The organism is Arthrobacter sp. TJ-178 (assembly GCF_058269275.1).
This window is the reverse complement of the sequence record NZ_JBZCNK010000001.1, coordinates 14,057-39,362: the sequence shown is the minus strand read 5'-3', so window position 1 is coordinate 39,362 and position 25,306 is coordinate 14,057. Positions and strand designations below refer to the sequence as shown.

At 64.5% G+C, this 25,306-nt stretch carries 18 protein-coding genes and 3 tRNA genes; 8 read left to right on the top strand and 13 right to left on the bottom strand.

What is annotated here, in order from left to right; all coding sequences use genetic code 11:
- Positions 1–13: 13 nt before the first annotated feature.
- The 3 genes from AC4D2Q_RS00165 to AC4D2Q_RS00155 form a co-directional block, all read right to left on the bottom strand.
- On the bottom strand, positions 14–3,160 hold the full coding sequence (locus tag AC4D2Q_RS00165) for an efflux RND transporter permease subunit (protein WP_490944069.1): 3,147 nt from the start codon (positions 3,158–3,160) through the stop codon (positions 14–16).
- Positions 3,161–3,314: 154 nt separating this feature from the next.
- Positions 3,315–4,805 carry a malate:quinone oxidoreductase gene (locus AC4D2Q_RS00160; protein ID WP_490926772.1) on the bottom strand — a complete coding sequence of 497 codons (1,491 nt, stop codon included), beginning with the start codon at positions 4,803–4,805 and terminating at the stop codon, positions 3,315–3,317.
- A gap of 104 nt (positions 4,806–4,909) precedes the next feature.
- The gene (locus AC4D2Q_RS00155) at positions 4,910–6,586 is read right to left on the bottom strand and encodes an ABC transporter substrate-binding protein (RefSeq protein WP_490944067.1); all 1,677 of its coding nucleotides are present in this window, start codon (positions 6,584–6,586) and stop codon (positions 4,910–4,912) included.
- 146 nt (positions 6,587–6,732) lie between these two features.
- On the opposite strand from AC4D2Q_RS00155, the gene AC4D2Q_RS00150 reads away from it, so the two are divergent.
- Positions 6,733–8,532: a dipeptide ABC transporter ATP-binding protein gene (locus AC4D2Q_RS00150; protein ID WP_490944065.1), complete on the top strand. Its 1,800-nt coding sequence runs from the start codon at positions 6,733–6,735 to the stop codon at positions 8,530–8,532.
- 69 nt (positions 8,533–8,601) lie between these two features.
- On the opposite strand, the gene AC4D2Q_RS00145 is transcribed toward AC4D2Q_RS00150, so the two are convergent.
- The 6 genes from AC4D2Q_RS00145 to bcp all read right to left on the bottom strand — a co-directional run bounded on the left by AC4D2Q_RS00145 (position 8,602) and on the right by bcp (position 14,217).
- A complete protein-coding gene (locus AC4D2Q_RS00145; RefSeq protein WP_490926775.1) occupies positions 8,602–9,552 on the bottom strand; it encodes an ABC transporter permease in 951 nt (316 codons plus the stop codon).
- Entirely contained in the window at positions 9,549–10,553 is a 1,005-nt protein-coding gene (locus AC4D2Q_RS00140; RefSeq protein WP_490926776.1) for an ABC transporter permease, read from the bottom strand. The genes AC4D2Q_RS00145 and AC4D2Q_RS00140 overlap by 4 nt, the downstream gene beginning before the upstream one ends.
- 94 nt (positions 10,554–10,647) lie before the next feature.
- Positions 10,648–12,345 carry an ABC transporter substrate-binding protein gene (locus AC4D2Q_RS00135; protein ID WP_490944062.1) on the bottom strand — a complete coding sequence of 566 codons (1,698 nt, stop codon included), beginning with the start codon at positions 12,343–12,345 and terminating at the stop codon, positions 10,648–10,650.
- Positions 12,346–12,602: 257 nt separating this feature from the next.
- The gene (locus AC4D2Q_RS00130) at positions 12,603–13,304 is read right to left on the bottom strand and encodes a fasciclin domain-containing protein (RefSeq protein WP_490944060.1); all 702 of its coding nucleotides are present in this window, start codon (positions 13,302–13,304) and stop codon (positions 12,603–12,605) included.
- A gap of 293 nt (positions 13,305–13,597) precedes the next feature.
- Positions 13,598–13,682: transfer RNA gene (locus AC4D2Q_RS00125), tRNA-Leu, on the bottom strand.
- Between the two features lie 67 nt (positions 13,683–13,749).
- Entirely contained in the window at positions 13,750–14,217 is a 468-nt protein-coding gene (bcp, locus tag AC4D2Q_RS00120; protein WP_490944057.1) for a thioredoxin-dependent thiol peroxidase, read from the bottom strand.
- A 155-nt stretch (positions 14,218–14,372) separates the two neighbouring features.
- Here bcp and AC4D2Q_RS00115 point away from each other — a divergent pair, with 155 nt between their 5' ends.
- A complete protein-coding gene (locus AC4D2Q_RS00115; protein WP_490945681.1) occupies positions 14,373–14,915 on the top strand; it encodes a MarR family winged helix-turn-helix transcriptional regulator in 543 nt (180 codons plus the stop codon).
- A 154-nt stretch (positions 14,916–15,069) separates the two neighbouring features.
- On the opposite strand, the gene AC4D2Q_RS00110 is transcribed toward AC4D2Q_RS00115, so the two are convergent.
- The 3 genes from AC4D2Q_RS00110 to AC4D2Q_RS00100 all read right to left on the bottom strand — a co-directional run bounded on the left by AC4D2Q_RS00110 (position 15,070) and on the right by AC4D2Q_RS00100 (position 16,015).
- Positions 15,070–15,145 (bottom strand) — tRNA-Lys (locus tag AC4D2Q_RS00110).
- A gap of 336 nt (positions 15,146–15,481) precedes the next feature.
- Positions 15,482–15,557: transfer RNA gene (locus AC4D2Q_RS00105), tRNA-Lys, on the bottom strand.
- Between the two features lie 104 nt (positions 15,558–15,661).
- A complete protein-coding gene (locus AC4D2Q_RS00100) occupies positions 15,662–16,015 on the bottom strand; it encodes a hypothetical protein (protein ID WP_490944055.1) in 354 nt (117 codons plus the stop codon).
- A gap of 180 nt (positions 16,016–16,195) precedes the next feature.
- Here AC4D2Q_RS00100 and AC4D2Q_RS00095 point away from each other — a divergent pair, with 180 nt between their 5' ends.
- Entirely contained in the window at positions 16,196–17,152 is a 957-nt protein-coding gene (locus AC4D2Q_RS00095; protein WP_490944053.1) for a 2-hydroxyacid dehydrogenase, read from the top strand.
- Positions 17,153–17,178: 26 nt separating this feature from the next.
- Here the strand turns inward: AC4D2Q_RS00095 and AC4D2Q_RS00090 are convergent, their stop codons facing one another.
- A complete protein-coding gene (locus tag AC4D2Q_RS00090) occupies positions 17,179–17,619 on the bottom strand; it encodes a hypothetical protein (protein ID WP_490944051.1) in 441 nt (146 codons plus the stop codon).
- A gap of 161 nt (positions 17,620–17,780) precedes the next feature.
- Between AC4D2Q_RS00090 and ilvD the strand changes: the two genes are divergently transcribed.
- The 5 genes from ilvD to serA all read left to right on the top strand — a co-directional run bounded on the left by ilvD (position 17,781) and on the right by serA (position 25,234).
- Positions 17,781–19,484, top strand: a complete 1,704-nt coding sequence (ilvD, locus tag AC4D2Q_RS00085) for a dihydroxy-acid dehydratase (protein WP_490944049.1) — start codon at positions 17,781–17,783, stop codon at positions 19,482–19,484.
- Between the two features lie 491 nt (positions 19,485–19,975).
- Entirely contained in the window at positions 19,976–21,883 is a 1,908-nt protein-coding gene (locus tag AC4D2Q_RS00080; RefSeq protein ID WP_490944047.1) for an acetolactate synthase large subunit, read from the top strand.
- Positions 21,884–21,887: 4 nt separating this feature from the next.
- On the top strand, positions 21,888–22,403 hold the full coding sequence (ilvN, locus tag AC4D2Q_RS00075; RefSeq protein ID WP_490926786.1) for an acetolactate synthase small subunit: 516 nt from the start codon (positions 21,888–21,890) through the stop codon (positions 22,401–22,403).
- A gap of 57 nt (positions 22,404–22,460) precedes the next feature.
- Entirely contained in the window at positions 22,461–23,486 is a 1,026-nt protein-coding gene (ilvC, locus tag AC4D2Q_RS00070) for a ketol-acid reductoisomerase (protein ID WP_490944046.1), read from the top strand.
- Positions 23,487–23,638: 152 nt separating this feature from the next.
- Complete coding sequence (gene serA, locus AC4D2Q_RS00065; protein ID WP_490944044.1) at positions 23,639–25,234, top strand: phosphoglycerate dehydrogenase; 1,596 nt, start codon at positions 23,639–23,641, stop codon at positions 25,232–25,234.
- Positions 25,235–25,306 lie beyond the last annotated feature (72 nt).

Sequence of the window (25,306 nt, the reverse complement as noted above, 5' to 3'; positions counted from 1 at the left end):
GGAGCCGCCGGCCCTAGGCCTGCCCCTCCCCAACCTCCGCCGTGTGATTCGCGGAGTGGCGGCGCCGGCCTGCCCGCTTCTCCCGGGCACCCTCCACCAGCCGGTACAGGACCGGCACCAGGATCAGGGTCAGGACGGTGGAGGAGACCAGGCCGCCGATCACCACAATCGCCAGCGGCCGGGAGATGAAGCCGCCCTCGCCGGTGACGCCCAAGGCCATGGGGGTCAGGGCAAAGACGGTGGCCAGTGCGGTCATCAGGATGGGCCGCAGGCGCTGGCGGGCTCCGCGGGTAATGGCATCGGCCACGTTCATGCCGGGCTGCCCGTTGCGCGGCTGCCGGTACTGGTTGATCAGGTCCACCAGCACGATGGCGTTGGTGACCACAATGCCCACCAGCATCAGCATGCCCACCAGGGAGGGAAGCCCCAGCGGCACGCCGGTGATCAGCAGCAGCAGGATGGCGCCGGTGGCGGCAAACGGCACGGACACCAGCAGGATCAGGGGCTGGATGAGGGACTTGAAGGTGGCCACCATGATCACGTAGACAATGGCGATGGCCGCCAGCAGTGCCAGTCCCAGCTGGGTAAAGGACTCATTCTGCTGGGTGGCGGCACCGGACAGCGTGGCCGTCACGCTGGCCGGAAGATCCAGTTCGGCGAGCTTGGCCTGGACTTCGGTAATGGCCGCGCCCAGGTTCTCGCCCGCCGGGGATACCGAGACGACGGCGGTGCGTTCGCCGCCGGAGGCGGAGATCGACGTGGGCGTGTCCACTTCCTCAACCGTGGCCAGTGAACTCAGCGGCACGGTCCCGGACCCTGCGGGCACGGGAACCTGGCTGAGCTGTTCCACGCTGGTGATCTGCGTTCCTTCACCGATGAGCACGGGGAAGTCATCGGTGCCGATGCGGATGGTTCCGGCGGGCAGCGGACTCAGCGTGGAGGCCACCAGGCCGGCGATCTGCTGTTCGTTCAGTCCGGCGGCCACTGCCTTGGCACGGTCGATGGATACCTGGACCACGGGGGAGGAGGATGACAGGTTGCTGGTGACTTCCCCGGCTGAAGCCAGCGAGGACATCGCTTCCACCACCTGCTCGGACGCAGGCTGCAGCTCGCTGGGATCCCCGGCGGACAGACTGATGTCCACCGTGTTGGACGTGCCGAAACCGCCGCCGGTGCTGCCCAGGGTGAGGTTCCCGGCGTCGTCGTCCAATGAATCCAGTTCACTGCTGACGGTCTCCCTCAGCGCCACCTGGTCCACGCCCGGCTCGGTGATGACGGTGTAGGAGGCCACCGAGGATCCGCCGGAAGCGAAGGCGGCGAAACCGGAGGCGGAGGTGCCCATGGTGACCTGGACGTCCTTGACGCCCTCGGTTCCGCGCAGCACGTCCTCCACGTCTTGGGCCGCAGCGGAGGTGGTCTCCAGCGAGGTGCCCGGCGGGAGTTCCTGCCGGACGCTGAAGGTGTTCTGTCCGGTGTCGCCCAGGAGATTGGTTTGCAGCAGCGGTGTCATGGCGGCAGTTCCCGCCAGGACAATGAGTCCGGCCACCACTGTGTAGACCGGATGCCGCTGGGTGGTCTGCAGGACGGGCACATACCCGCGCTGCAGGAACGACTTGGACTCGCGGGCTTCCACCTCTGCGCGGTAGGCGGCGGGGTCCGCAACCGGTTTGCCGGATTTCAGGAACCAGTACGCGAGCACCGGGACGATCGTCAGGGAGACCAGCAGCGAGGCCAGGAGGGCCAGGGAGGTCGTGATGGCGAAGGGCCGGAAAAGTTCTCCGGCCAGGCCGCCCACAAAGGCGATCGGGGCGAAGACGGCAACCGTGGTCAGCGTCGAGGCGGTGATGGCGCCGGCCACTTCGCGCACGGCCGTCAGGATGGCCGTCCGCTTGTCGGTGCCGTAGCCCAGGTGCCGCTTGATGTTTTCGATCACCACGATGGAGTCATCCACCACCCGGCCGATCGCGATGGTCAGGGCGCCCAGGGTCAGGATGTTCAGCGAGTATCCGAACGCCAGCAGGCCGATGAACGTCACCAGCAGGGACAGCGGAATGGACACCGCCGTGACGAGGGTGGAACGGACGGAGAGCAGGAAAACCAGGATGACCAGGACGGCGAACCCCAGGCCGAGGATGCCTTCGGTGGTCAGGTTGGAAATGGATTCTTCGATGAACGGTGCCTGGTCAAAGACCACCGTGAACTTGGCGCCGTTGCCCAGTTCGGATTCCAGGGACGGCAGCAGGTCCGTGACCTGGTGCGAAATGCCCACCGTGTCGCCGGCCGGAGTCTTGGTGATGGACACGGCCAATGTGGGCTGCCCGTTGGTCCGGGTGATGGAGGTGTTCTCGTCTTCGACGATTTCCACCGAGGCCACGTCGCCGATGGTCACGGGACCGGCCCCGGAGGCGGAGCCGCTGCCGGCGGATTCAACGGGCAGGGCGGAGACCTTCTCGAGGCTGTCCAGCGGGCTGCCGATCTGGATGGGCAGGGTGCGGGTGTCTTCGGTGACGGTGCCGGCCGGGACCAGGGCGCCGCTGTTTTCCAATGCGGAGGAAATGGCCGACGGCGTAACACCCCGGGCAGCGAGGGCTGCCTGGTCGGGGAGGATGGAAATGCTCCGGGTGGATCCGCCGGTGACTTCCGCGGTCCGGACTCCTTCGATTTTCTGCAGCCGCGGAACGGTGAGGCGCTGCAGATCGGCGTTCAGTTCCGCCAGCGGCTGGTCCGAGGACACGGCCAGGTACACAATCGGGAAGTCGCTGATGCTGCCGGCCAGGGACTGCGGATTCGCGTCGTCGGGCAGCAGCTGCCGGGCGTTGGAGATGGCGCGGTCCACCTGTCCTCGGGCACGGTCCAGATCCGTTCCGTAGGCGAAGGTCAGGCTGATGGTGGAGAGCGAGCTGCGGGACGTGGCGGAGGAATCTTCCAATCCCTCGACGGCGGTCAGGGCGCCCTCCAGCGGCTCGCTGATCTGCTTGTCCACAACTTCCGGGGAGGCTCCGGGCAGCGCAGTGATCACGGTGATCTGGGGGAATTCCAGCGACGGAATGAGCTCCTGTTTGAGCGAGCCCATGGAAATTACGCCGAACACGGCTATGAACACCGTGATCAGGGCGATGAGCGCCCGGTTGGAGAGCGAAAACTTGGCCAAACGGTCCATGAGCCTGCCTTTAAGAGAAGCTGAACTGAGGTAAATCGGCAAAACACTCCGGACCAAAGCCGGTTCCGGCACTTAACGTTCGTTGGACCGGGCCGACCGGATGGGTCAGCCCGGTCCAACGGGTAAAAAATTTTTGCGGGGAAGAAGTACCGGGTTAGTTCAGGCCCAGGACACGGTTGGTGTCGCCGGTGAGTTCTTCCAGCAGGGATTCGTTCTCATTGAGCTTGACGCCGTAGCCCGGAATCATTTCCTTGATCTTCGGCTCCCAGCCGTCGAACTGGCGGGGGAAGGCACGCTTGAGCAGGTTGATCATGATCGGGGTGGCCGTGGAAGCACCCGGCGAAGCACCCAGCAGGGCGCCGATGGTTCCGTCCGAGGCAGTGATCAGCTCGGTGCCGAACTGCAGCACGCCGCCCTTCTTCGGATCCTTCTTGATGACCTGCACGCGCTGGCCGGCCGTGATGAGCTCCCAGCCTTCGGTGACCGCGCGGGGCATGAATTCCTGCAGTGCCTCGGTCTTGCCCTCGCGGGTCTTCATCACCTCGGTGACCAGGTACTTGACCAGGGACATGTTGTCCTTGGCGACGGCCAGCATCGGCACCAGGTTGCCCGGGCGCACGGACGCCGGCAGGTCCAGGAACGATCCCGTTTTCAGGAACTTGGGAGAGAAGCCGCCGTACGGGCCGAACAGCAGCGACCGCTTGCCGTTGACAAACCGGGTGTCCAGGTGCGGAACGGACATGGGCGGTGCGCCGACGGAGGCCTGGCCGTATACCTTGGCGTTGTGCCGGGAAATGATGGACTCGTCAGTGGAGCGCAGGAACTGGCCGGAGACGGGGAAGCCGCCGAAGCCCTTGCCCTCGGGGATCCCGGAGGCCTGCAGCAGGTGCAGGGCGCCGCCGCCGCCGCCGATGAAGACAAAGCGGGCGGAAACGGTGCGGGACTCGCCTGTGGCGCGGTTCTTGACCGACACGTCCCAGCCGCCGGTGGAGGAACGGGAAACGTTGCTGACCTCGTGGCCAAAGTTCATTTCCACGCCGTTGGCGGCAAGGTAACCGGTCAGCTCACGGGTCAGGGCGCCGAAGTCGACGTCGGTGCCTCCGACTACGCGGGAACCGGCCACGCGCTGGGAGGAGTCGCGGCCCTCCATGATCAGGGGAGCCCACTCCGCCAGCTTGGCGTGGTCTTCGGAGAATTCCATGGACTTGAACAGCGGCTGCGCGCTGAGCGACTCGTAGCGGCGGCGGAGGTACTCGGAGTGTGCGTCACCCCAGACGAAGCTCATATGCGGCAGCGGGTTGATGAAGTTGTTCGTAATGTGGCCGGAGGAGACCATGTGCGACCAGAACTGGCGGGACACCTGGAACTGTTCGTTGATGCCCACCGCCTTGGCCGGGTCAACGGAGCCGTCGGCCGCTGCGGGGCTGTAGTTCAGTTCGCACAGCGCGGCGTGGCCGGTTCCGGCGTTGTTCCAGGGGTCGGAGCTTTCCAGTCCGGCGCGGTCGAGGCGCTCAAACAGGGAAATATCCCAATCGGGCTGAAGCTGCTTCACGAACGCCCCGAGGGTCGCGCTCATGATGCCGCCGCCGATCAGCAGTACATCGGTTTTAGTTGCGGACTTATCCGCCGGGCTATTAGCAGTCAACTTCGTATCTCCAGTCGCGAGGGCGCTAGCTCTAGAAGCGTATCGTCCCAAGCGTCCTTACTAAAATCACCTGCGGCCTGCAAGTTCCCTGTGAGGGGAACCGGCTACTGCTTCCGGAGCTCGATCCGGTTAAAGACTTCGTTGAGCAGCGGGGACGTGGGGTAGCTGGCCACCCGCGGTGAGAGTGCCAGCGCGGAGATGGGGAAGGCCAGCGGAATGGCCGGCACCCGGGTGGAAATGCGGTCGGCTATCGCCTTATACGCTTCCGCCTGTTCCGGTCCCGCCTTCAGGGTCCGTGCCCGGTCAATCTTGCTCAGCAGCTGCGTGTCGTCGTAGGCGAGCTCTTCGGTGTAGCTGCCAAAGAGGGTGCCCACAAAGTTGTCCGGGTCGTCATAGGTTCCGCTGACGCCGAGCAGGTGGAATGCGCGGTCCCCGCTGCTCTGCACCTTGTGCAGGTAGTCATCGGACCACTCCACCGGTACGGGCTTGATGTTGAATCCCGCCGCGGTGAGCTGCCGGCTGAGTTCGGCGTAGACACGCTCGGGGGTCGGCAGGTAGGCCCGCGTGACGTGGCGGGGGTAGTAGAAGGGCAGCTCGGCGCCGTCGTACCCTGCTTCCTTGAGCAGGTCCGCAGCTTTCTCCGGATCGTATCCGTAGCTCGTGACGGTTCCCGAGCTGACTCCGAGCTTTTCCGGCACAAACTGGTTGGCCTGCTTGGTGCCGTTGAGGAAGAGCCCGTCCAGCAGCGCGTCCTTATCAATGGCGTGGGCAACAGCCTGGCGCATCTTGAGGTTGTCCATGCCGGGGAAAGCCTCGTTGATGCCCAGGTACAGCACCGAATACGGATCCCGCTGCAGGATCTGCAGGCCGTTGCGGGCAAGGTCGTCCACATCGGCCACTGTGACCAGGTCATAACCGTCCACGTCGCCGTTCTTCAGGGCGCGGAGGCGGGTCTGCGGGTTGGCCATGGTGGAGAAGACCACGGTGGAGATCTGCCCCTGCCGGCCCCAGTACCCCGGGTAGGCCGCCAGCCGGACCTCATCACCCTCCCAGGATTCCAAGGTGAACGGACCGGTTCCCACGGGGTGCAGGCCGTAGGAGGAAATCTTCTGGCCGTCTTTTTCCACGCTGAGCGCGTCGGCAGTGTGCTGCTTCAGGGCCGCCGGTGAGGCCATGGCAAATTCCGGCGTGGCCAGGGCGGGAATGAACCCGGTCAGGCGCGTGGCCAGCTCCACCTGGACGGTGTATTCATCCACCGCGGTGCAGGCCTTGTAGACGGCGAGCTCCGGGCTGTCGGAAAAGGCGTTGAAGACGGCCTTATAGGCAAGGTTTCCTGATCCGCGGGCGGAAACCGGAAGGTTGTACCAGCGGTCAAAGTTGGCGCAGACGGCGTCGGCGTTGAAGGGTTCGCCGTCCTGGAACGTGACGTCCCTGCGCAGCTTGAACGTGTAGGTGCGTCCGTCCTCGGACTCCGTCCAGCTTTCAGCCAGCAGGGGAGCGGGTGCGGAGGTCAGCGGGTCAACGCCCACCAGGCCCTCCATGATCTGCCGGGTGACCCGGTGGCTTTCGGTGTCCGTGGCCAGGAAGGGGTCCAGAGTGGACGGGCGGGCCGCAGTGGCGAAGGTGAAGGTGGCCTGCGGCGCTGATGCGGAGGGGCTGCCGGTGGGTGAGGCCGTGGCATTGCCGTCGGGAGGGGTGGCCGTGCATCCGGCGAGGGCCAAGGCGCCAAGCAGTGCACCGGCCCGGAGGAAGGAGCGGCGGCCCATGCCGGAATCTGTCACAGCGGTTATTCTCCTACGCTCCGTCAATGGGCGCGTCTGGTTCTCTTGGTTTTATGCGTGGATTTCCAGTCTAAATGATAAAAAAACAGGCACCCGCTGGTGAGACCCTGCTCACATTGGCGCTGTAAGTAGGGCAGGATAGGGAAATGACTGATATCAGCCTTGATTCACCCCTGCTTGAGGTGACCGATCTCGCGGTTAATTTCCGCACCACCGACGGTGAAGTCCAAGCCGTTAAGAATGCTTCCTTCAGCCTCCCGCGCGGAGGAACCCTGGCGATTGTGGGGGAGTCCGGTTCCGGTAAATCCACCACGGCCATGGCGGTAATTGGCTTGCTGCCGGGAAACGGGAAAGTGGCGGCCGGAAGCATCCGCTTCGACGGCACCGAGCTGGTGGGGATGCCTGAATCCAAGATGCGCGCCATCCGGGGCCGGTCCATCGGATTGGTGCCGCAGGACCCCATGTCCAACCTGAACCCGGTCACGAAGATCGGCACCCAGGTTGCGGAAACCCTGCTCGTCCACGGCATGGCCACCTCCAAGGATGTGGACCGCAAAGTCATTGAGGTCCTGACCGCCGCCGGGCTGCCGGACGCCGCCGAACGGGCGAAGCAGTATCCGCACGAGTTCTCCGGCGGAATGCGCCAGCGGGCACTGATCGCCATTGGCCTGGCCTGCCGGCCGCGGCTGCTGATCGCCGATGAACCCACCTCCGCCCTGGACGTGACGGTGCAGCGGACCATCCTGGACCAGATCGGAAACATGACGGAGGAGCTGGGCACCTCGGTCCTGCTCATCACCCATGACCTCGGGCTGGCGGCCGAACGTGCCTCCGAACTCGTGGTGATGCACCGGGGCCTCGTGGTGGAACACGGCCCGGCCCGGCAGCTGCTCGAAGATCCCCAGCACCCCTACACCCAGTCGCTGGTGGCCGCAGCGCCCAGCGTTGCCGCGGTGCGCCTGAGCCCGGGAGCCTTCAAGGCCCCGGCGGCACAGCGCCTGCGGCTCGCGGAGCAGGCGTATGCCGAACACGCGGACGGAGCAAGCCCGGGAGCGAACGACGGCGGTGCCCCGGCTGACGCGGTTCCGTCACCGAAGCACAGGGCCGGAGTGACCGCGGCGGGGCAGCCGGAAACCGCAGCGCCGGACAACATTGTGGAGATCCGGGACCTGACCAAGGTCTACAAAATCCGGGGCCGTTCCGAGGACTTCTACGCTGCCCGCAACGTGACGCTGGACATCCCCCGCGGGCGTACCGTGGCCATCGTCGGTGAATCCGGCTCCGGCAAGACCACCACTGCCAGGATGCTGCTGAAGCTGGTCGAACCCACCAGCGGCACCATGACTTTTGACGGAATCGACGTCGGGTCCCTGGAGAAGGCAAAGCTGAGGGACTTCCGGCAGCGGGTGCAGCCGATCTTCCAGGATCCGTACTCCTCCCTGGACCCCATGTTCACCATTGCGCGAATCCTGGACGAGCCGCTGAAGACCTACAAGCGCGGCTCCAAGAGCGAGCGCGAGGCCCGCGTGCGCGAGCTGATGGACCAGGTGGCGCTGCCGCATTCCATGCTGGGCCGCTACCCCGCGGAGCTCTCCGGCGGGCAGCGCCAGCGCGTGGCGATTGCGCGTGCTCTGGCGCTCAAGCCCGAACTGATCGTTTGTGACGAGCCGGTCTCTGCACTGGATGTCCTGGTGCAGGCGCAGATCCTGAAACTGCTGGGGGACCTGCAGGCAGAACTGGGACTGAGCTACCTCTTCATCTCCCATGACCTGGCCGTGGTGCGGTTGATCTCGGATTATGTCTGCGTGATGAAGGACGGTGAACTGGTGGAGGCGGCGTCGTCGGAGGAAGTCTTCTCCAACCCCCGCCACCCGTACACCCGCAAACTGCTGGCTTCGATCCCGGGCAACGAGCTGAACATCGGGGAAGACGAACTGGCTTCCTAATCTGCTCGACGAACGGAAAAGCGCCGCCCCTGTGAACAGGAGCGGCGCTTTTCTCGTGGTGCGGACCGGCTATTTCTTCCGGGTCTTGGGATCCAGCGCCTCCCGCAGGGATTCGCCCAGCAGGGTGAAACCCAGGGCCGTGACGGCGATGCAGATGCCCGGCAGGAACGCCAGCTGCGGTGCCACGGCCAGTTCATTCTGTGCGTAGGTCAGCATCCGCCCCCACTCCGCCGTCTGCGGCTTGCCGCCGCCGAGGCCGAGGAAGGACAGGGCGGCTGCGTCAATGACAGCCGTCGCCAGGGTCAGGGTGCCCTGCACGATCACCGGACCCATGCTGTTGGGCAGCAGATGGCTCATGGTGATGGTGCGCCGGCTCAGGCCCAGGGACTGCGCCGAAAGGATGTAGTCGGCGCTGCGCTGGGAAATCATGGATGAGCGCAGCAGGCGGGCGAAGATCGGGATCTGGGAGACACCAATGGCGATCATGATGGCGTAGGTGTTCTGCCCCAGGATGGCGGCGATGCTCACCGCCAGCAGCAGGTTCGGGACGGAGAGCAGGATGTCCACGAAACGCATGATGACGTTGTCCACCCAGCCGCCGATTCCGCCGGCGATGATGCCCAGGAGCATGCCGCCCGCCAGTCCCAGCGCTGTGGAAATGACACCGATGATGAGTGAGGCGCGGGCGCCCCAGATGAGTTTGGACAGGACGTCGCCGCCGAACCGGTCCAGTCCCAGCGGGTAGGCGTCAATCTCGCCGGGCCCGGGGATGGACGTGGGGGTGATGTCCGTCCGTCCCGGAAGATCGTCGCCGCCGAACGGTGCCAGTACCGGTGCCAGAATGGCCACCAGGATGAACAGGCCGATAATCACGGCCCCGGCAATGGCCGCCGGATTGCGGCGCAGCCGCTTGAACGCGGAACGCCACATGCCCGTTCCGCGGGTGTCGGCCTGGATCGGCGCTGCGGGCTCGTCGGGGCGGATGGCGCCGCCGGGAGCCGGTGGGAGAACTGTACTCATTGCACCCTCACCCTCGGGTCGATGAAGCCATAGGACACGTCAACGATCAGATTGATCAATGAATAGGCGATGGCGATGAAAATGATGAATCCCTGCAGCACGGGATAGTCCAGGTTGAAGATGGCATCACGCAGGAATCTGCCGATACCGCTGAAGGCAAACACCGTTTCCGTCAGCACGGCACCGGAAATCAGCAGGCCGGTCTGCAGTCCAATGGTGGTGGTCACCGGAAGCATGGCGTTGCGGAGGACGAACCGGCCGCGGATGGTTTTCTCCATCAGGCCCTTGGCGCGCGCGGTGCGCACATAATCAGCGCCCTGGACCTCCAGGACGGAGGCACGGGTGATGCGCACAATGATCGCCAGCGGGATGGTGCCCAGGGCAATTCCGGGCAGGACCAGGTGCGTCAGCGCATCCCAGGACGCGTCCCATTCCCGGGTTAGCAACCCGTCCAGCACGTAAAAATCCGTGATGTGGGTGGCGTCAATGCGCGGATTCTGCCTGCCGTCCGGGGGAAACCAGGGGAGCTGGATGGCAAAGAGCCACTTCAGGATGAAGGCCAGGAAGAACACCGGGATGGTGATTCCCACGAGCGAAAGCACCACCGAGGAATGATCCCAGAAGCGTCCGTAGTGGGTTGCCGCGAGGTAGCCAAGCGGAATCCCGATGCCGATGGCAAAGATGAGCGCCACCACGGACAGTTCCAGGGTCGCGGGGAAACGGGTCGCGAACTCCTCCAGCACGGGCCGGCCGGTGACCGTGGAAACGCCGAAGTCGCCCTGCAGGAGCTTGCCGACGTAGACGAAGTACTGCTCCAGAAGGGGGCGGTCAAAGCCGTAGGCGGCGTTGATCCTTGCGATCGCTTCCGGTGTTGCTTTGTCGCCGAGCAGAGCGGTGGCCGGGCCGCCGGGAAGGCTGCGGACCCAGACGAACAACAGGATGGACAAACCGATGAGTGTGGGAATCAGCATGAGAAGACGTTTGCCGATGACTTGCAGCACAGGTGTCCTTTCTCAGCGTGGTAGAGGCGCTGGATGAAGGAAGGGAAACAGTGAAAGGGCCGGGATCTCCGAAGAGACCCCGGCCCTGTGCTGCTTACTTGTTGAGTTCGATCTTGTTAAACACTTCGTCATTCACCGGGCTGGCGGGGTAGGAAACCACGCGCTCGTTGAAGGCGAGTGAGGGAGCCGGGTGTGCCAGCGGAATGGCCGGCACAAACTCGGCGATGTCCTCGTTGATCTGCTCGTAGAGCGGAGTCTGCTCCTCGAGGCTGCTGACCTGGCGGGCTTCCTCCAGGGCATCGAAGATCTCCGGGTTGTTGAATCCGAACTCGGGCTTTTCGCCGCCGAAGAACACGCCGACAAAGTTGTCGGTGTCGTTGTAGTCGCCGGTCCAGCCCAGCAGGTGGATGCCGTGGTCTTCGGAGGCCTGGACGCGGTCCAGGTAATCCGGGGACCACTTGTTCGGCTGCGGATTGACGGTGATGCCCACTTCTTCGAGCTGGGCGGTGATGTTGGTGTAGACCTGCTCCGGCGTCGGCATGTACGGGCGGGAGACTCCGGTGGGGTAGTTGAAGTCCACGGAGAAGCCGTCCGGGTAGCCGGCCTCGGCCAGCAGGGACTTGGCCTTCTCCGGATCGTAGTCGTATTCGGTGACGTCCTCGTTGTAGCCGTTGACCACGTCGGGGATGAACTGGGTGGCCACCTTGGTGCCCTCGGGCAGGGTCTGGTCAACCAGGGCCTGCTTATCGATCGCGTGGGCAATGGCCTGGCGCACCAGCGGGTTCGCCAGTTCCTCAACCTTCTGGTTCATGCCGAGGTAGAGGATGGTGAACGGCTCGCGGGCTATCACGTTGTACCCGGCGTCGGCCAGCGACTTTGTGTCAGCCGGAGCCACGAGGTCGTAGCCGTCGATGGTGCCGGCCTCGAGGGACTGGCGGCGGGAGTTGGGATCGTCGATGACGCGGAAGATGATGTCCGTGACCTGGCCCTGCTCGCCCCAGTAGTCCTCATTGGCGGACAGGGTGATCTGGTTGCCGACTTCCCAGTTCTCGAACTTAAAGGGGCCGGTTCCGGTGGGATGGTCCTTGGCGTACTCGGTCAGCGTGGGAGCCTCGGCCGTGCCGGAAGCTTCGTTGGCCGCGTACTGGTCCATCGCCGTCGGGCTCTGCATGGAGAAGGCCGGCAGGGACAGCGCGGCGATGAATCCGGCGAACGGCTTGGCCAGGGTCACTACCGCTTCGGTGTCACCGGTGGCTTCGCAGGACTCGTAGGTGGCGGTCTCCGGGGTATCGGAGAAGCCCTTGAACAGCTTGCTGTAGTAGTAGGCAAGGCTTTCAGCCTGCTGGATGCCGGTGAAGTTGTACCAGCGGTCAAAGTTGGCGCAAACGGCTTCGGCGTTGAAATCGGTGCCGTCGTGGAATTTGACGCCGTCCTGCAGCTCGAAGGTGTAGGTCAGGGCGTCCTCGGAAGTCTCCCAGGACTTGGCCAGCAGCGGTTCCGGATCCGCGGTTCCCGGCTTGACGCCAACCAGGCCCTCGAAGATCTGGCGGCTGACGCGGAAGGATTCGCCGTCGGAGGCGAAAGCCGGGTCCAGGGACTTGGGATCCGACGAGGCTGCGAAGACGAAGGTTCCGTCAACGTCCGACGACGCAGCGGCGTCGCCCGTTCCCTCCTCGCGCTCGCTCTGGGCGCAGCCGGAGAGAATCAGGGCGCTGAGGGCTATCCCCGTGGTGATGGCAGCGGCGCGCCGCTTTGGGCGGGAGCCGCTCATAGTTCGGCCAACAGGTGACATGGTCTTACTCCTCTGGGGCGAGAGATACCCGTGCAATAAGGCGGGTGCAGTGCGGTGCGTGGGGTCAATGTGTGTCGTGTGACACATACGTATGGACCGAGCCTAATGGGTGACGGGGATTACAAAGGTATTTGGACTCCCGGCAGGGTCACAATTTGGTCACGCAAAAGGCGGATACCCCGCGAGGGGTATCCGCCTTTAGCTTTGGCTGCAAAGGCCTGCTTGCCCGTGCCTCTGGGCCGCGCCGTTCGCGGAGATTACATCGACGGCATCAGGACGGTGTCCAGCAGGTACACGGTGGCATTCTTGGTCTGCACGCCGCCGCACACCACTGCCGCATCATTGACCATCAGGCTGTCCCCGGAGCCGGTGACCTCAACATCGGCACCGTTGACCGTGGTGTACATGCCCGCAAGCTCGTCAGGCGTGACCTGGCCCGGAACCACGTGGTAGGTCAGGATGCTCGAGAGCAGGTCAGGATCGGTCTTCAGGGTTTCGAGGGTGGCCGCGTCCAGCTTGGCGAAAGCGTCGTCGGTGGGAGCGAAGACGGTGTATTCGGAGCTGTTCAGCGTGTCAACGAGGTTGACGTCCGGGTTCAGCTGGCCGGAGACCGCAGCGGTCAGCGTGGTCAGCATGGGGTTGTTGGAGGCGGCCGTGGCGACCGGGTCCAGGGACATTCCCTCGATGGAGCCTGCTCCTTCGGGCACTGCCGCGGCGTAGTCGGCGCAGCTTCCGCCCACCAGGTTGGCTGCCGGATCCGCGCTCATGGATTCGCTGGAGGCGGCGCCGGGGCTCATGGATTCGGAAGCGGAGGGGGACATGCTGGATTCCGAAGCCATGCCCGAGGAGGAGCTGTCGGAGGAGGTGTCGGAGGAGTCGGTGCTGCAGGCGGCCATGCCCAGCATGGAGACAGCGGCGATTCCGAGGATGGACATGTTCCGGCGGGTCTTGAAAGCCATTGTTTTTCTCCTTCTGGCGAGGACCCGCACGGCGGGGCCTCCTGGTTGGTGTGAATACCTCTTGGTGCGAGGTCTCAGAAGGTCTTCGGCCCGGCTGCGGAGCCGGATGGGTGCAGTGCCGGAAAAGTTTTGGAGCCGCGCCGCCGGCGGCTGCGGATCCGGCCGCAAAGTCGCCGGCTCCCTAGGCAAACACCCTCGGCGAACAATGGTTAAAAAGAAAAACACCCCGGTCCGAAGACCGGGGTGTTTCTATGTTGCGACTAATCCGTGAACAATGTCTCGGACCATTCCAATGGTGCGCGAGGAGGGACTTGAACCCACACGTCCGAAGACACTGGAACCTAAATCCAGCGCGTCTACCAATTCCGCCACTCGCGCCCGGAATTACGCCGCCGCCGCATTTAAGGCGGAAAGCCGTAAAACCAGCCTCCAGTGTACCTGAGGTTTAGGCGAGTCCAAGATCGCGGGACAGCTTGGCCACATGGCCGGTGGCCTTGACGTTGTACTGGGCGAGGGCGACCTTGCCGTCCGGGTCCACCACCACGGTGGAACGAATGAGGCCCTCATACGTTTTGCCGTAGTTTTTCTTCTCGCCCCACGCACCGTACGCCTCGGCCACGGCGTGGTCCGGGTCGGAGAGCAGGGGGAAGTTGAGGTTCTCCGCCGCCGCGAATTTTTCGAGCTTCGGCACCGGATCGGGAGAAACTCCGACGACAGCGTACCCGGCATCCTGGAGGCTGTTCAGGTTGTCACGGAAGTCACAGGCTTCCTTGGTGCAGCCGGGAGTGGCTGCAGCCGGGTAGAAGTAGACAATTGTGCTGCGGCCGCGGAAACCCTCGAGTGAGACGGAAGTAGAGTCCGTTGCCGGAAGGGTGAAATCGGGGGCAGTATCACCGGGGGACAGGCGGGGCATAGGTCACTCCTTGGTATCGATGGAAGATCCGGCTGTGTCACAGGGCGACAGTGCACGGCCAAGGTGGCTATCCTAGTATGTGGTGGGTTTTGTAGGTTATCCGAATGGCCACTGAATCCTCACCCTGAAAGGAAGAGTTCTGTTTTATGCCCGATATGGAGCACTGGCCCACAGGTCGTCTGTTGTCAACGGCGGCACGCCTGGTTGAACACGCCTGGAACGAGAGGCTTGTTCGAATCGGAGTGACCCACGCGGGAGTAATCGCGCTGGGAGTTCTTGACGCCCAGGGACCCATGACCCAGGCGCAACTGGCTCAGATCGTCCGCGTTCAGGCACAGACAATGGGTAAGACCCTCTCCCGGCTGGAAACTCACGGGCACGTGGTCCGCGTCCGCAATGATCTGGACCGGCGGAGCCACATGGTGTCCATTACGCCGCAGGGCATTGACGTTTTGCATGAGGCGCAGGACATCGAGAGCACACTTACTGACGGTGGGGAGCTGATGTCCGAACAGCTGCGCGGCCAGCTTCGCAATGTCATCAGGGAGCTTGGAAACCCGCGCTGGCAGTTGGCTGTGGATGTTCCCGGCCTGCCAATTCCCGTGGTTCCGCAGGAAGCAGTTGCCCCAATGGCACAGGAGCCTGCCTCCGATGAAGCCGTTGACGGTGCAGACGCGAAAGCCGCCGAGAGCGCCTAAGGATTTCTGTGCAAAGGCACGTCCCGCAACGGGGCGTGCCTTTTGCTTTGTCCGGCGGCGCGCGGTGCGGCGCTGGAGCCTGAAGCAACAAAGTGCCCGCGCAACAAAAGAGCGGCCCCGCCGGTTTTCACCGAGCTGAGCCGCTCCTTGATTTTGGTGCACCCCCCGGGACTTGAACCCGGAACCCTCTGATTAAGAGTCAGATGCTCTGCCAATTGAGCTAGAGGTGCATCTGCTGCGTTACCGCCTCACCGGTAAAACCGGCGATTTGTCATCCGCAACGACAAATAACACTACCAGCATTTTATGGGTTCCGCGAACGCAGGGAGCCTTAAATCGCGCAGTGAGATGCAGGTCATAGGATGCGGATGCAGTTTCGGGGCCGGCGTCAATCAGGAGGCAGTGTGTTGCGGATGATCGAGCCGGGGAGGAAGGGACAGGTGCCAAGGGCCAGACCGACCCGGGACGTCAGGGAATGCCGGCATGCCAGGGGCTGCAGGCAAAAGGAGGTGGGCAACAAAAAACCCCGACCGATCGGCGTGCTGCCGATGAGTCGGGGTTTTGATTGGTGCACCCCCCGGGACTTGAACCCGGAACCCTCTGATTAAGAGTCAGATGCTCTGCCAATTGAGCTAGAGGTGCATTTTGTTTAGTAGTGCAAGCCGAACTTTTCTGCTCGATTTGCTCTCCGCAACGACATGAAACACTACCAGTACTTCTCCCCAAAAGAAAAATCGATGGGAAATTCAGGGCATCGGATCCCCCGGTTCCGTTGCCTGCGGGCCTGTGCCCGGGGGGACCACGAGCTCCACGGGGCTGCCGTCCCAGTCTTCGCTGTTATCCACCAGCCAGGTCCGCGACGGCAGTCCGGCACTGCCGCCGCCCCCGGCTGCGGGATCCTCAGGGCCGGAATCGGTTTCCGCGGGTGTCTGGGCAGCTGTGGCTGTCACGGAATCTCTGGGGACAGGCGTAACCGGCAATGCCGGGTGCAGGGCTTTCTCCACCACGCCGTTGTGCAGCAGCCGGCGCAGCACCGACGCCGCCGCGGTGAGTGCCGCTGCAGAAACGGCGGCGGATGCAAACAGGGACGAACGTTTCACGTATCTGCTCTTCCGGACTCTCCCGCAGCTGGAAACCACTGCGGGGACAAAGGGGGACAAGGGGGAAATGAAGGGGAGACGGTGAGGCACTACCGGCTCGGTCTTTGACGTTACGGTTGGTTTCCGTCCCCTGTCCAGAGGTCCGCGGACAGTTGGGCCTTCGGCACTAGGCTGTCAGGCATGAGTGAGCAACTTCGTCCCGTGCAGACCATTACCGTTCCCAGCGAAGACCTCCTGGAGTCGCTGCGCCCCCTGCCCGAAGGCATCCGGGCCGGTGTCTGGGATCTGGCGGGGGAACCGCAGGGGCTGGACTACGGCGAGATCGACGCCGTCGTGCTGCCGTACGCTGCCGGCCGCAATTGGCGCCAGGCCTTGGACCGGGTTCCCGGGCTGAAGATGATCCAGGCCCAGACCACCGGTTATGACGGGCTCCCGGAGCTGGTTGGATCCGACGTCGCCGTCGCCAGTGCAGCGGGGGTGCATGCTGCAGGCACTGCGGAGCTGGCACTGACCCTGATGCTTGCCAGCCTGCGGGGCATTGACGACGCCGTGCGGAACGCGCAGAGCGGAACCTGGAGCAGCCGGCGTTATCCCGGCCTCGCGGACCGCCGCGTGCTGATGGTCGGCGTGGGCGGCATCGGCGCCGCGATCGCCCAGCGGCTCGAGCCCTTCGAAGTGGAGCTGACCCGGGTAGGAACCAGGGCCCGGACCGATGAGCGCGGAACGGTCCACGGAACCGATGAACTCGTGGAGCTTGCCCGGACCGCGGAGGTGCTCGTGGTCATCACGCCGCTGACCGGTGAGACCCGGCACCTCATCGGCAGGGAGGTCCTGGCGGCACTGGCGGACGGTTCCCTCGTGGTGAATGTGGCCCGGGGCCCGGTGGTGGACACGGAGGCGCTCACCGCAGAGGTGCTTTCCGGCAGGCTGCATGCGGCGCTCGACGTCGTGGATCCCGAGCCGCTGCCGGCCGATCACCCGCTGTGGAAGGCGCCCAACGCCATCATCACGCCGCACGTCGGCGGAAACACCGAAGCCTTTGTGCCGCGCATCCAAAAGCTGCTGAAGGAGCAGGTGGGCCGCCTTGCCCGCGGCGAGGAACCCGAGAACCTCGTTCGACCCGGCCCCTGGGCCTAACCGGCCGCCGTGCCGGCCGGGAGAAGTCAGCCCAGGGTCAGGAAATGCTCCAGGAAGGACTCAAAGTCCTCCAGGTCGGCGTCCTGTTCAATGACCCTGCCGGCCTCGCCGTCATCGGGAAGCGGGGCGCTGCCCTGAACCTGGAAACGGAAGATGCGGCCGGTGTTCGTCCCCACCTCGTAGTCTCCGGCCTCCACTTCCTCGGTGTGTGAAAGGTTGGTCGAGTTCACTGCCGTGGGTGCTTCCAGACCGGACAGGGTGCCGGTGGAGAAGGGTGCGAAGACCAGCTCGGCGGGACGCCAGCGGTAGCCCACGACGTAGAACGTGTCGGCTCCGTCCCCGCCGGGACCTGCGCACACGAGGTTGTAATCGCCGTAGTTGGGAATCTGCGACTCGAACACATGCCGGAGCGCAGCCTTGATCTCATCGCTGGAGGGCTGGTTGCGGGGTTCTGGTGCCGAGGTCATGCCCCCAGTCTATGAACACCGGGCCCGATGGATGGAAGCCCCGGGCGGCAACACCCGCATGGACATCCACTTGTCACGCGTTCTTAACTCTCCGTAACAACCGCGAAGCGCGTCCGTCACATGCCCCCGGGAAACATCGCAATGGTCCTAAGATCGGGACTATGAGTGTGGAGAATACCCCTGACATCAAACCCCGAAGCCGAGTAGTCACCGATGGAATCCATGCCGCCCCGGCCCGCGGCATGTTCCGCGCCGTCGGCATGGGAGACGATGATTTCGCCAAGCCGCAGATCGGCGTTGCCAGTTCCTGGAACGAAATCACCCCCTGCAACCTGTCACTGAACCGCCTGGCCCAGGGTGCCAAGGAAGGCGTTCACGCCGGCGGGGGATTCCCGATGCAGTTCGGCACGATTTCCGTTTCGGACGGTATCTCCATGGGTCATGAAGGCATGCACTTCTCGCTGGTTTCCCGCGAAGTCATTGCAGACTCGGTGGAAACAGTCATGATGGCCGAGCGCCTGGACGGATCGATCCTCCTGGCCGGCTGCGACAAGTCCCTGCCCGGCATGCTGATGGCTGCCGCCCGGCTGGACCTCGCAAGCGTGTTCCTGTACGCCGGTTCCATCATGCCCGGGTTCGCCAAGATGGAAGACGGCACCGAGCGCGAAGTGACCCTCATTGATGCCTTCGAAGCGGTGGGTGCCTGTGCCGCCGGCAAGATGAGCCTCAAGGACCTGGACACCATTGAACGTGCCATCTGCCCGGGAGAAGGCGCCTGCGGCGGCATGTACACCGCCAACACCATGGCCTGCATCGGCGAGGCCCTGGGCATGTCCCTTCCCGGCTCCGCTGCGCCGCCCTCGGCAGACCGCCGCCGCGACGACTTTGCCCGCAAGTCCGGCGAAGCCGTGGTCAACCTGCTCCGCAAGGGCATCACCGCCCGCGACATCATGACCAAGAAGGCCTTCGAAAACGCCATTGCCGTCACCATGGCCTTCGGCGGCTCCACCAACGCCGTCCTGCACCTGCTGGCCATTGCCCGCGAAGCGCAGGTGGACCTCACGCTGGAGGACTTCAACCGGATCGGTGACCGGATTCCGCACCTGGGTGACCTGAAGCCCTTCGGCCGGTACGTGATGCACGACGTCGACAAGATCGGCGGCGTGCCCGTGATCATGAAGGCACTGCTCGACGCCGGCCTGATTCACGGCGACTGCCTCACCGTCACCGGCAAGACCGTGGCGGAGAACCTGGCGAAGATCGATCCGCCGGATCCGGACGGCAAGGTCCTGCGCGCCATGGACAACCCCATCCACAAGACCGGCGGCATCACCATCCTGCACGGCTCCATGGCTCCGGAAGGCGCCGTGGTGAAGAGCGCCGGTTTCGACGCCGACGTCTTCGAGGGCACCGCCCGTGTGTTCGAACGCGAGCAGGGCGCCCTGGATGCCCTCGACAACGGAGACATCCACGCCGGCGACGTCGTCGTCATCCGCTACGAAGGCCCCAAGGGCGGACCGGGCATGCGTGAAATGCTCGCCATCACCGGCGCCATCAAGGGTGCAGGCCTGGGCAAGGACGTCCTGCTGCTCACTGACGGCCGGTTCTCCGGCGGCACCACCGGCCTGTGCATCGGCCACGTTGCTCCGGAAGCGGTCGACGGCGGCCCCATCGCCTTTGTGAAGGACGGCGACCGGATCCGCGTGGACATTGCCGCCCGCAGCTTCGACCTGCTGGTGGACGAGGCCGAGCTGGAAGCGCGGAAGGTCGGTTGGAAGCCCCTGCCGGGCAAGTTCACCACCGGTGTCCTGGGCAAGTACACCAAGCTGGTCAACTCGGCCTCCACCGGGGCGTACTGCGGCTGATAAGGCCTCCCCAAGGGCACCCGCTGGCGCGGATGCCCTTGGGGCCCCTAAGGCCTTTGCGGCCTTATTAAGCCCTGCCCGGCTGATAAGGCCTCCCCACGGACACCCGCTGGCGCGGATGCCCGTGGGGCCCCTAAGGCCTTGCAGCCTTATTAAGCCCTGCCGCCTTCGGGTGGGTAGGGAACCAGGGGGAACTGGACGTCCACAAAGCGGACGGGATGTCCAGATAGTGAGACGTGAGTCTCAAAAGTTTGACACCCCCGCAGGGGACGGGAAGGATGAAAGGCATGCAGATCGTACCCGTCGTCCTTACCAAGCGCGTGGCCTAACCGCCGAGCTTGCAAGAACGTCACGCGCGAACCCCTACGGAGCCAACCGGCACGAGGGGTTTTTTTATTGGCTTCAGACAAAGCAGAAAAGCCGGCCCGGGCTAACCGTCCGGACGGCCGCCGCAGCAGATCACATGAATAAGTATCCGTAAGGAAGTCTTTATGAGTAAGGGATCGCCAATCAGCCCGTCGCTGATGGCCAACAAAGTCAGTGTTGCTGCGAAGGCAGCCACGGCGAAGACACGTGATGTTGCCTCCTCCGTATCAACCCCGCACGAAGCCGCGGACAACCGGGTGCAGGGCCCCAACAACGTGGTTCCCCCCACCGAGATGACCGGATCCAAGGCGATCGTCCGGGCTCTGGAGGAACTCGGAGTGGAGGACATTTTCGGACTGCCCGGCGGCGCGATCCTCCCCACGTATGACCCGCTCATGGACTCCACCAAGCTGCGGCACATCCTGGTCCGCCACGAACAGGGCGCCGGGCACGCCGCAGAGGGCTATGCCATGGTCACCGGCCGCGCCGGAGTCTGCATTGCCACCTCCGGTCCGGGAGCCACCAACCTGGTCACGGCCATCGCTGATGCCCACATGGACTCCGTTCCCATGGTGGCCATTACCGGCCAGGTCTCCAGTGCGTTCATCGGCACCGACGCTTTCCAGGAGGCAGACATCGTGGGCATCACCATGCCCGTCACCAAGCACTCCTACCTGGTCACCAATCCGGACGACATTCCCCGGGTCCTGGCCGAAGCCTTCCACATTGCCACCACCGGCCGTCCCGGCCCCGTGCTCGTGGACATTTCCAAGGACGCCCAGCAGGCCAAGACGATGTTCTCCTGGCCGCCCAAAATCGATTTGCCGGGCTACCGGATTGTGGTCCGCGGCCATTCCAAGCAGGTCCGCGAGGCAGCCCGCCTGATTGCCGCCTCACAGCGTCCCGTCTTCTACGTGGGCGGGGGAGTGCTCAAGGCGGACGCCTCGGCGGAACTGCTGGAGCTGGCCGAGCTGGTGGGTGCGCCCGTGGTCACCACCCTGCAGGCCCGCGGCGTGTTCCCCGATTCCCACCGCCAGCACGCCGGCATGCCCGGCATGCACGGCTCGGTGTCGGCCGTTGCGGCCCTGCAGCAGTCGGACCTGCTCATCACGCTCGGTGCGCGCTTCGATGACCGCGTTACCGGTGTGCTCTCCTCCTTTGCTCCCGGTGCCAAGGTCATCCACGCGGACATCGATCCCGCCGAGATCTCCAAGAACCGCCCGGCGGACGTGCCGATTGTCGGCTCGGTCAAGGAGATCATGCCGGAACTGACCGAGGCGGTCCGCGCCGCATTCGCCGTCGAACGCCCGGACATCGCACCCTGGTGGGAAGTCATCAACCGGCTGCGCGAAATCTACCCCGTGGGCTACAGCGAACCGGAAGACGGCCACATTGCGCCCCAGAAGGTCATCGAGCGCATCGGAGCCCTCACCGGCCCCGACGGCGTCTACGTGGCCGGCGTCGGGCAGCACCAGATGTGGGCGGCCCAGTTCATCAAGTACGAGCGCCCCCGCGCCTGGCTCAACTCCGGCGGCCTCGGCACCATGGGCTACTCGGTGCCCGCGGCCATGGGTGCCAAGGTGGGCAACCCGGACCGCGTCGTCTGGGCGATCGACGGCGACGGCTGCTTCCAGATGACCAACCAGGAACTGGCCACCTGCCTGATCAACAAGATCCCAATCAAGGTGGCCATCATCAACAACTCCTCCCTGGGCATGGTGCGGCAGTGGCAAACCCTCTTCTACGAGTCCCGCTACTCCAACACGGACCTGAACACCGGCCATGACACCGTCCGGGTTCCCGACTTCGTGAAGCTTGCCGACGCCTACGGCTGCGCGGGCCTGCGCTGCGAGCGGGACGAGGACATCGATGACACCATCCGCCAGGCGCTGGCGATCAACGACCGCCCCGTGGTCATCGACTTCGTGGTCAGCCGCGACTCGATGGTCTGGCCGATGGTTCCCTCCGGTGTCCCCAACGACCTGATCCAGATTGCCCGCAACATGACACCCAAATGGGAAGAGGAGGACTAGGGCCATGGCACGCCACACCCTTTCCGTACTGGTTGAAGACGTTCCCGGTGTCCTGACCCGGGTAGCGTCCCTGTTTGCCCGCCGGGCATTCAACATTAATTCTTTGGCCGTGGGCCCCTCGGAGGTGCCGGGACTGTCCCGCATCACCGTGGTGGTCGAGGCCGAGGGTGACCTGCTGGAGCAGGTCACCAAACAACTGAACAAGCTCGTCAATGTCATCAAGATTGTTGAGCTGGTTCCCGAGTCTTCCGTGCAACGCGACCACATCTTGGTCAAGGTTCGCGCGGATGCCGCAACCCGGCTGCAGGTAACCCAGGCAGCCGAGCTGTTCCGTTCTTCAGTGGTTGACGTGTCCACCGACTCGCTGATCGTTGAAGCCACAGGCACCGCCGAAAAACTCAACGCGCTCCTTGCAGTGCTTGAACCCTTTGGCATCCGCGAAATAGTTCAATCCGGAACGCTGGCCATCGGCCGCGGCGCCAAGTCAATGGGGGACCGTGCGCACCTGCGCACCGCCTAGCTTCCGCTGCTGTTCCGATCCAAACCTTTATCCAAGAAACCTCAGTAGGAGAACACTGTGACTGACATGTATTACGACGACGACGCCGACCTGTCCATCATCCAGGGCCGCACCGTCGCGGTTATCGGCTACGGCAGCCAGGGCCACGCCCACGCCCTCAGCCTGCGTGATTCCGGCGTCGACGTCCGCGTTGGCCTCAAGGAAGGCTCCAAGTCCCGCGCCAAGGCCGAAGCGGAGGGCCTGCGCGTGCTCAACGTGGCCGACGCCGTCGCCGAGGCGGACCTGATCATGATCCTCACTCCGGACCAGGTCCAGCGTTTTGTCTACGCCGAGGACATCGCCCCGAACCTGCAGGCCGGCGACGCCCTGTTCTTCGGCCACGGCTTCAACATCCGCTACGGCTACATCCAGCCGCCGGCTGATGTCGATGTCGCCCTGGTGGCACCCAAGGGCCCGGGCCACATTGTGCGCCGCGAATTCGAAGCCGGCCGCGGCGTTCCCGACCTGATCGCCGTCGAGCAGAACCCCTCCGGCAAGGCCAAGGAACTGGCGCTGTCCTACGCCAAGGCCATTGGCGGCACCCGCGCCGGCGTCATCGAGACCACCTTCACCGAAGAAACCGAAACGGACCTCTTCGGCGAGCAGGCCGTGCTCTGCGGCGGCGCTTCGCAGCTGATCCAGTACGGTTTCGAAACCCTGACCGAGGCCGGCTACAAGCCTGAGGTTGCCTACTTCGAGGTGCTGCACGAGCTCAAGCTCATTGTGGACCTGATGGTCGAAGGCGGCATCGCCAAGCAGCGCTGGAGCGTCTCCGACACCGCCGAATACGGCGACTACGTCTCCGGACCCCGCGTCATTGACGAGAGCGTGAAGGAAAACATGAAGGCTGTCCTCGCAGACATCCAGAACGGTGCCTTCGCCAAGCGCTTCATCGATGACCAGGACGCCGACGCTTCGGAGTTCAAGGCACTGCGCAAAAAGGGCGAAGACCACCCCATCGAGGCCACGGGCCGCGAACTGCGCAAGCTCTTCTCCTGGATCAAGTCCGATGACGACTACACCGAGGGCTCCGTTTCCCGGTAGCCGGCCGTAACAGAAGCACCGATTCACGCCCGCCCGGGAGGCAGGCGCTAGGCTCGAAAAGCAAGCCGAATCGGCAAGGAGGCCGGACCCGTTGGGTCCGGCCTCCTGCGCGAAAACCCCACCTGAATCTTCCACAGCTAAAGAGGTCACCGGTGTCTGCCACCAAACCAGTCGTACTCCTCGCGGAGGAGCTCTCGCCCGCCACTGTCGAGGCCCTCGGCCCTGACTTTGAAATCCGCTCCACGGACGGCGCCGACCGCTCCCAGCTCCTCTCCGCGATCGCCGACGTCGACGCCATCCTGGTGCGCTCGGCCACCCAGGTGGATGCCGAGGCCATTGCCGCCGCGAAGAACCTCAAGGTCATTGCCCGCGCCGGCGTGGGCCTGGACAACGTGGACATAAAGGCCGCAACTCAGGCCGGTGTCATGGTGGTCAACGCCCCCACGTCAAACATCATCTCCGCCGCGGAACTGACCGTGGGCCACATCCTGTCCCTGGCCCGCCACATTCCGCAGGCCAGCGCGGCACTCAAGGGCGGGGAATGGAAGCGTTCCAAGTACACCGGCACCGAGCTGTTCGAAAAGAAAATCGGCATCATCGGGCTGGGCCGCATCGGCGCGCTGGTGGCGGCCCGGCTGCAGGGCTTCGGCACCGAAATCCTCGCCTATGACCCGTATATCACCCCGGCCCGCGCAGCCCAGCTGAATGTCCGGCTGGTGACCCTGGACGAACTCCTGGAACAGGCCGACTTCGTCACCATCCACATGCCCAAGACTCCGGAAACGCTGGGCATGCTCGGAGCCGAGGCCTTCGAAAAGATGAAGGACAGCGCGTATGTGGTGAACGTGGCCCGGGGCGGCCTCGTAGATGAAGATGCCCTCTACACCGCGCTGACCGAGGGAAAGATTGCCGGTGCCGGCGTGGATGTCTTCGTCAAGGAGCCCTCCACGGACCTGCCGTTCCAGTCCCTGGACAACGTCATTGTCACCCCGCACCTGGGCGCCTCCACCGACGAAGCCCAGGAAAAGGCCGGGGTCTCCGTGGCGAAGTCCGTCCGCCTGGCCCTGGCCGGCGAACTGGTGCCCGACGCCGTCAACGTTGCCGGCGGCGTGATCGCCGAGGAGGTCCGCCCGGGCATCCCGCTGATCGAAAAGCTGGGCCGGATTTTCACTGCGCTCTCCTCCGACTCCGTGACCGCCATCGACATTGAGGTGGCCGGCGAGATTGCCGCCCTGGACGTCAAGGCGCTGGAACTGGCGGCACTCAAGGGCATCTTCACGGATATCGTTTCCGAACAGGTCTCCTACGTGAACGCTCCGGTCCTGGCCGAGCAGCGCGGCATTGAGGTGCGTCTGCTCAAGACCTCCGAAGTGGACGACTACCGCAACGTGCTGACCATCCGCGGGGCGCTCTCGGACGGCACGCAGCTGGAAGTGGCCGGCACCCTGACCGGACCCAAGCAGATCGAAAAGCTTGTGGGCGTCAACGGGTACGACCTGGAAATTCCGATCAGCGAGCACCTGCTGGTGCTGATCTACGCTGACCGCCCCGGCGTCATCGGCGCCCTGGGCCGGATCCTGGGGGAGAAGGGCATCAACATTGCCGGCATGCAGGTGGCCCGCAACACCGAGGGCGGCCAGGCGCTGTCGCTGCTGACCGTGGATTCCTCCGTACCGCAGGACGTGCTGGAAACCCTGCGTACGGAAATCGGCGCCACGGTGGTCCGCGAGGTTGACCTGCAGGGCTAGCGTCCGCCCGTCTCCGCCCAGGGTAGGAGGAGCCCGGCATGGAGTTCATGCCGGGCTCCGAGGTGCCGGGCT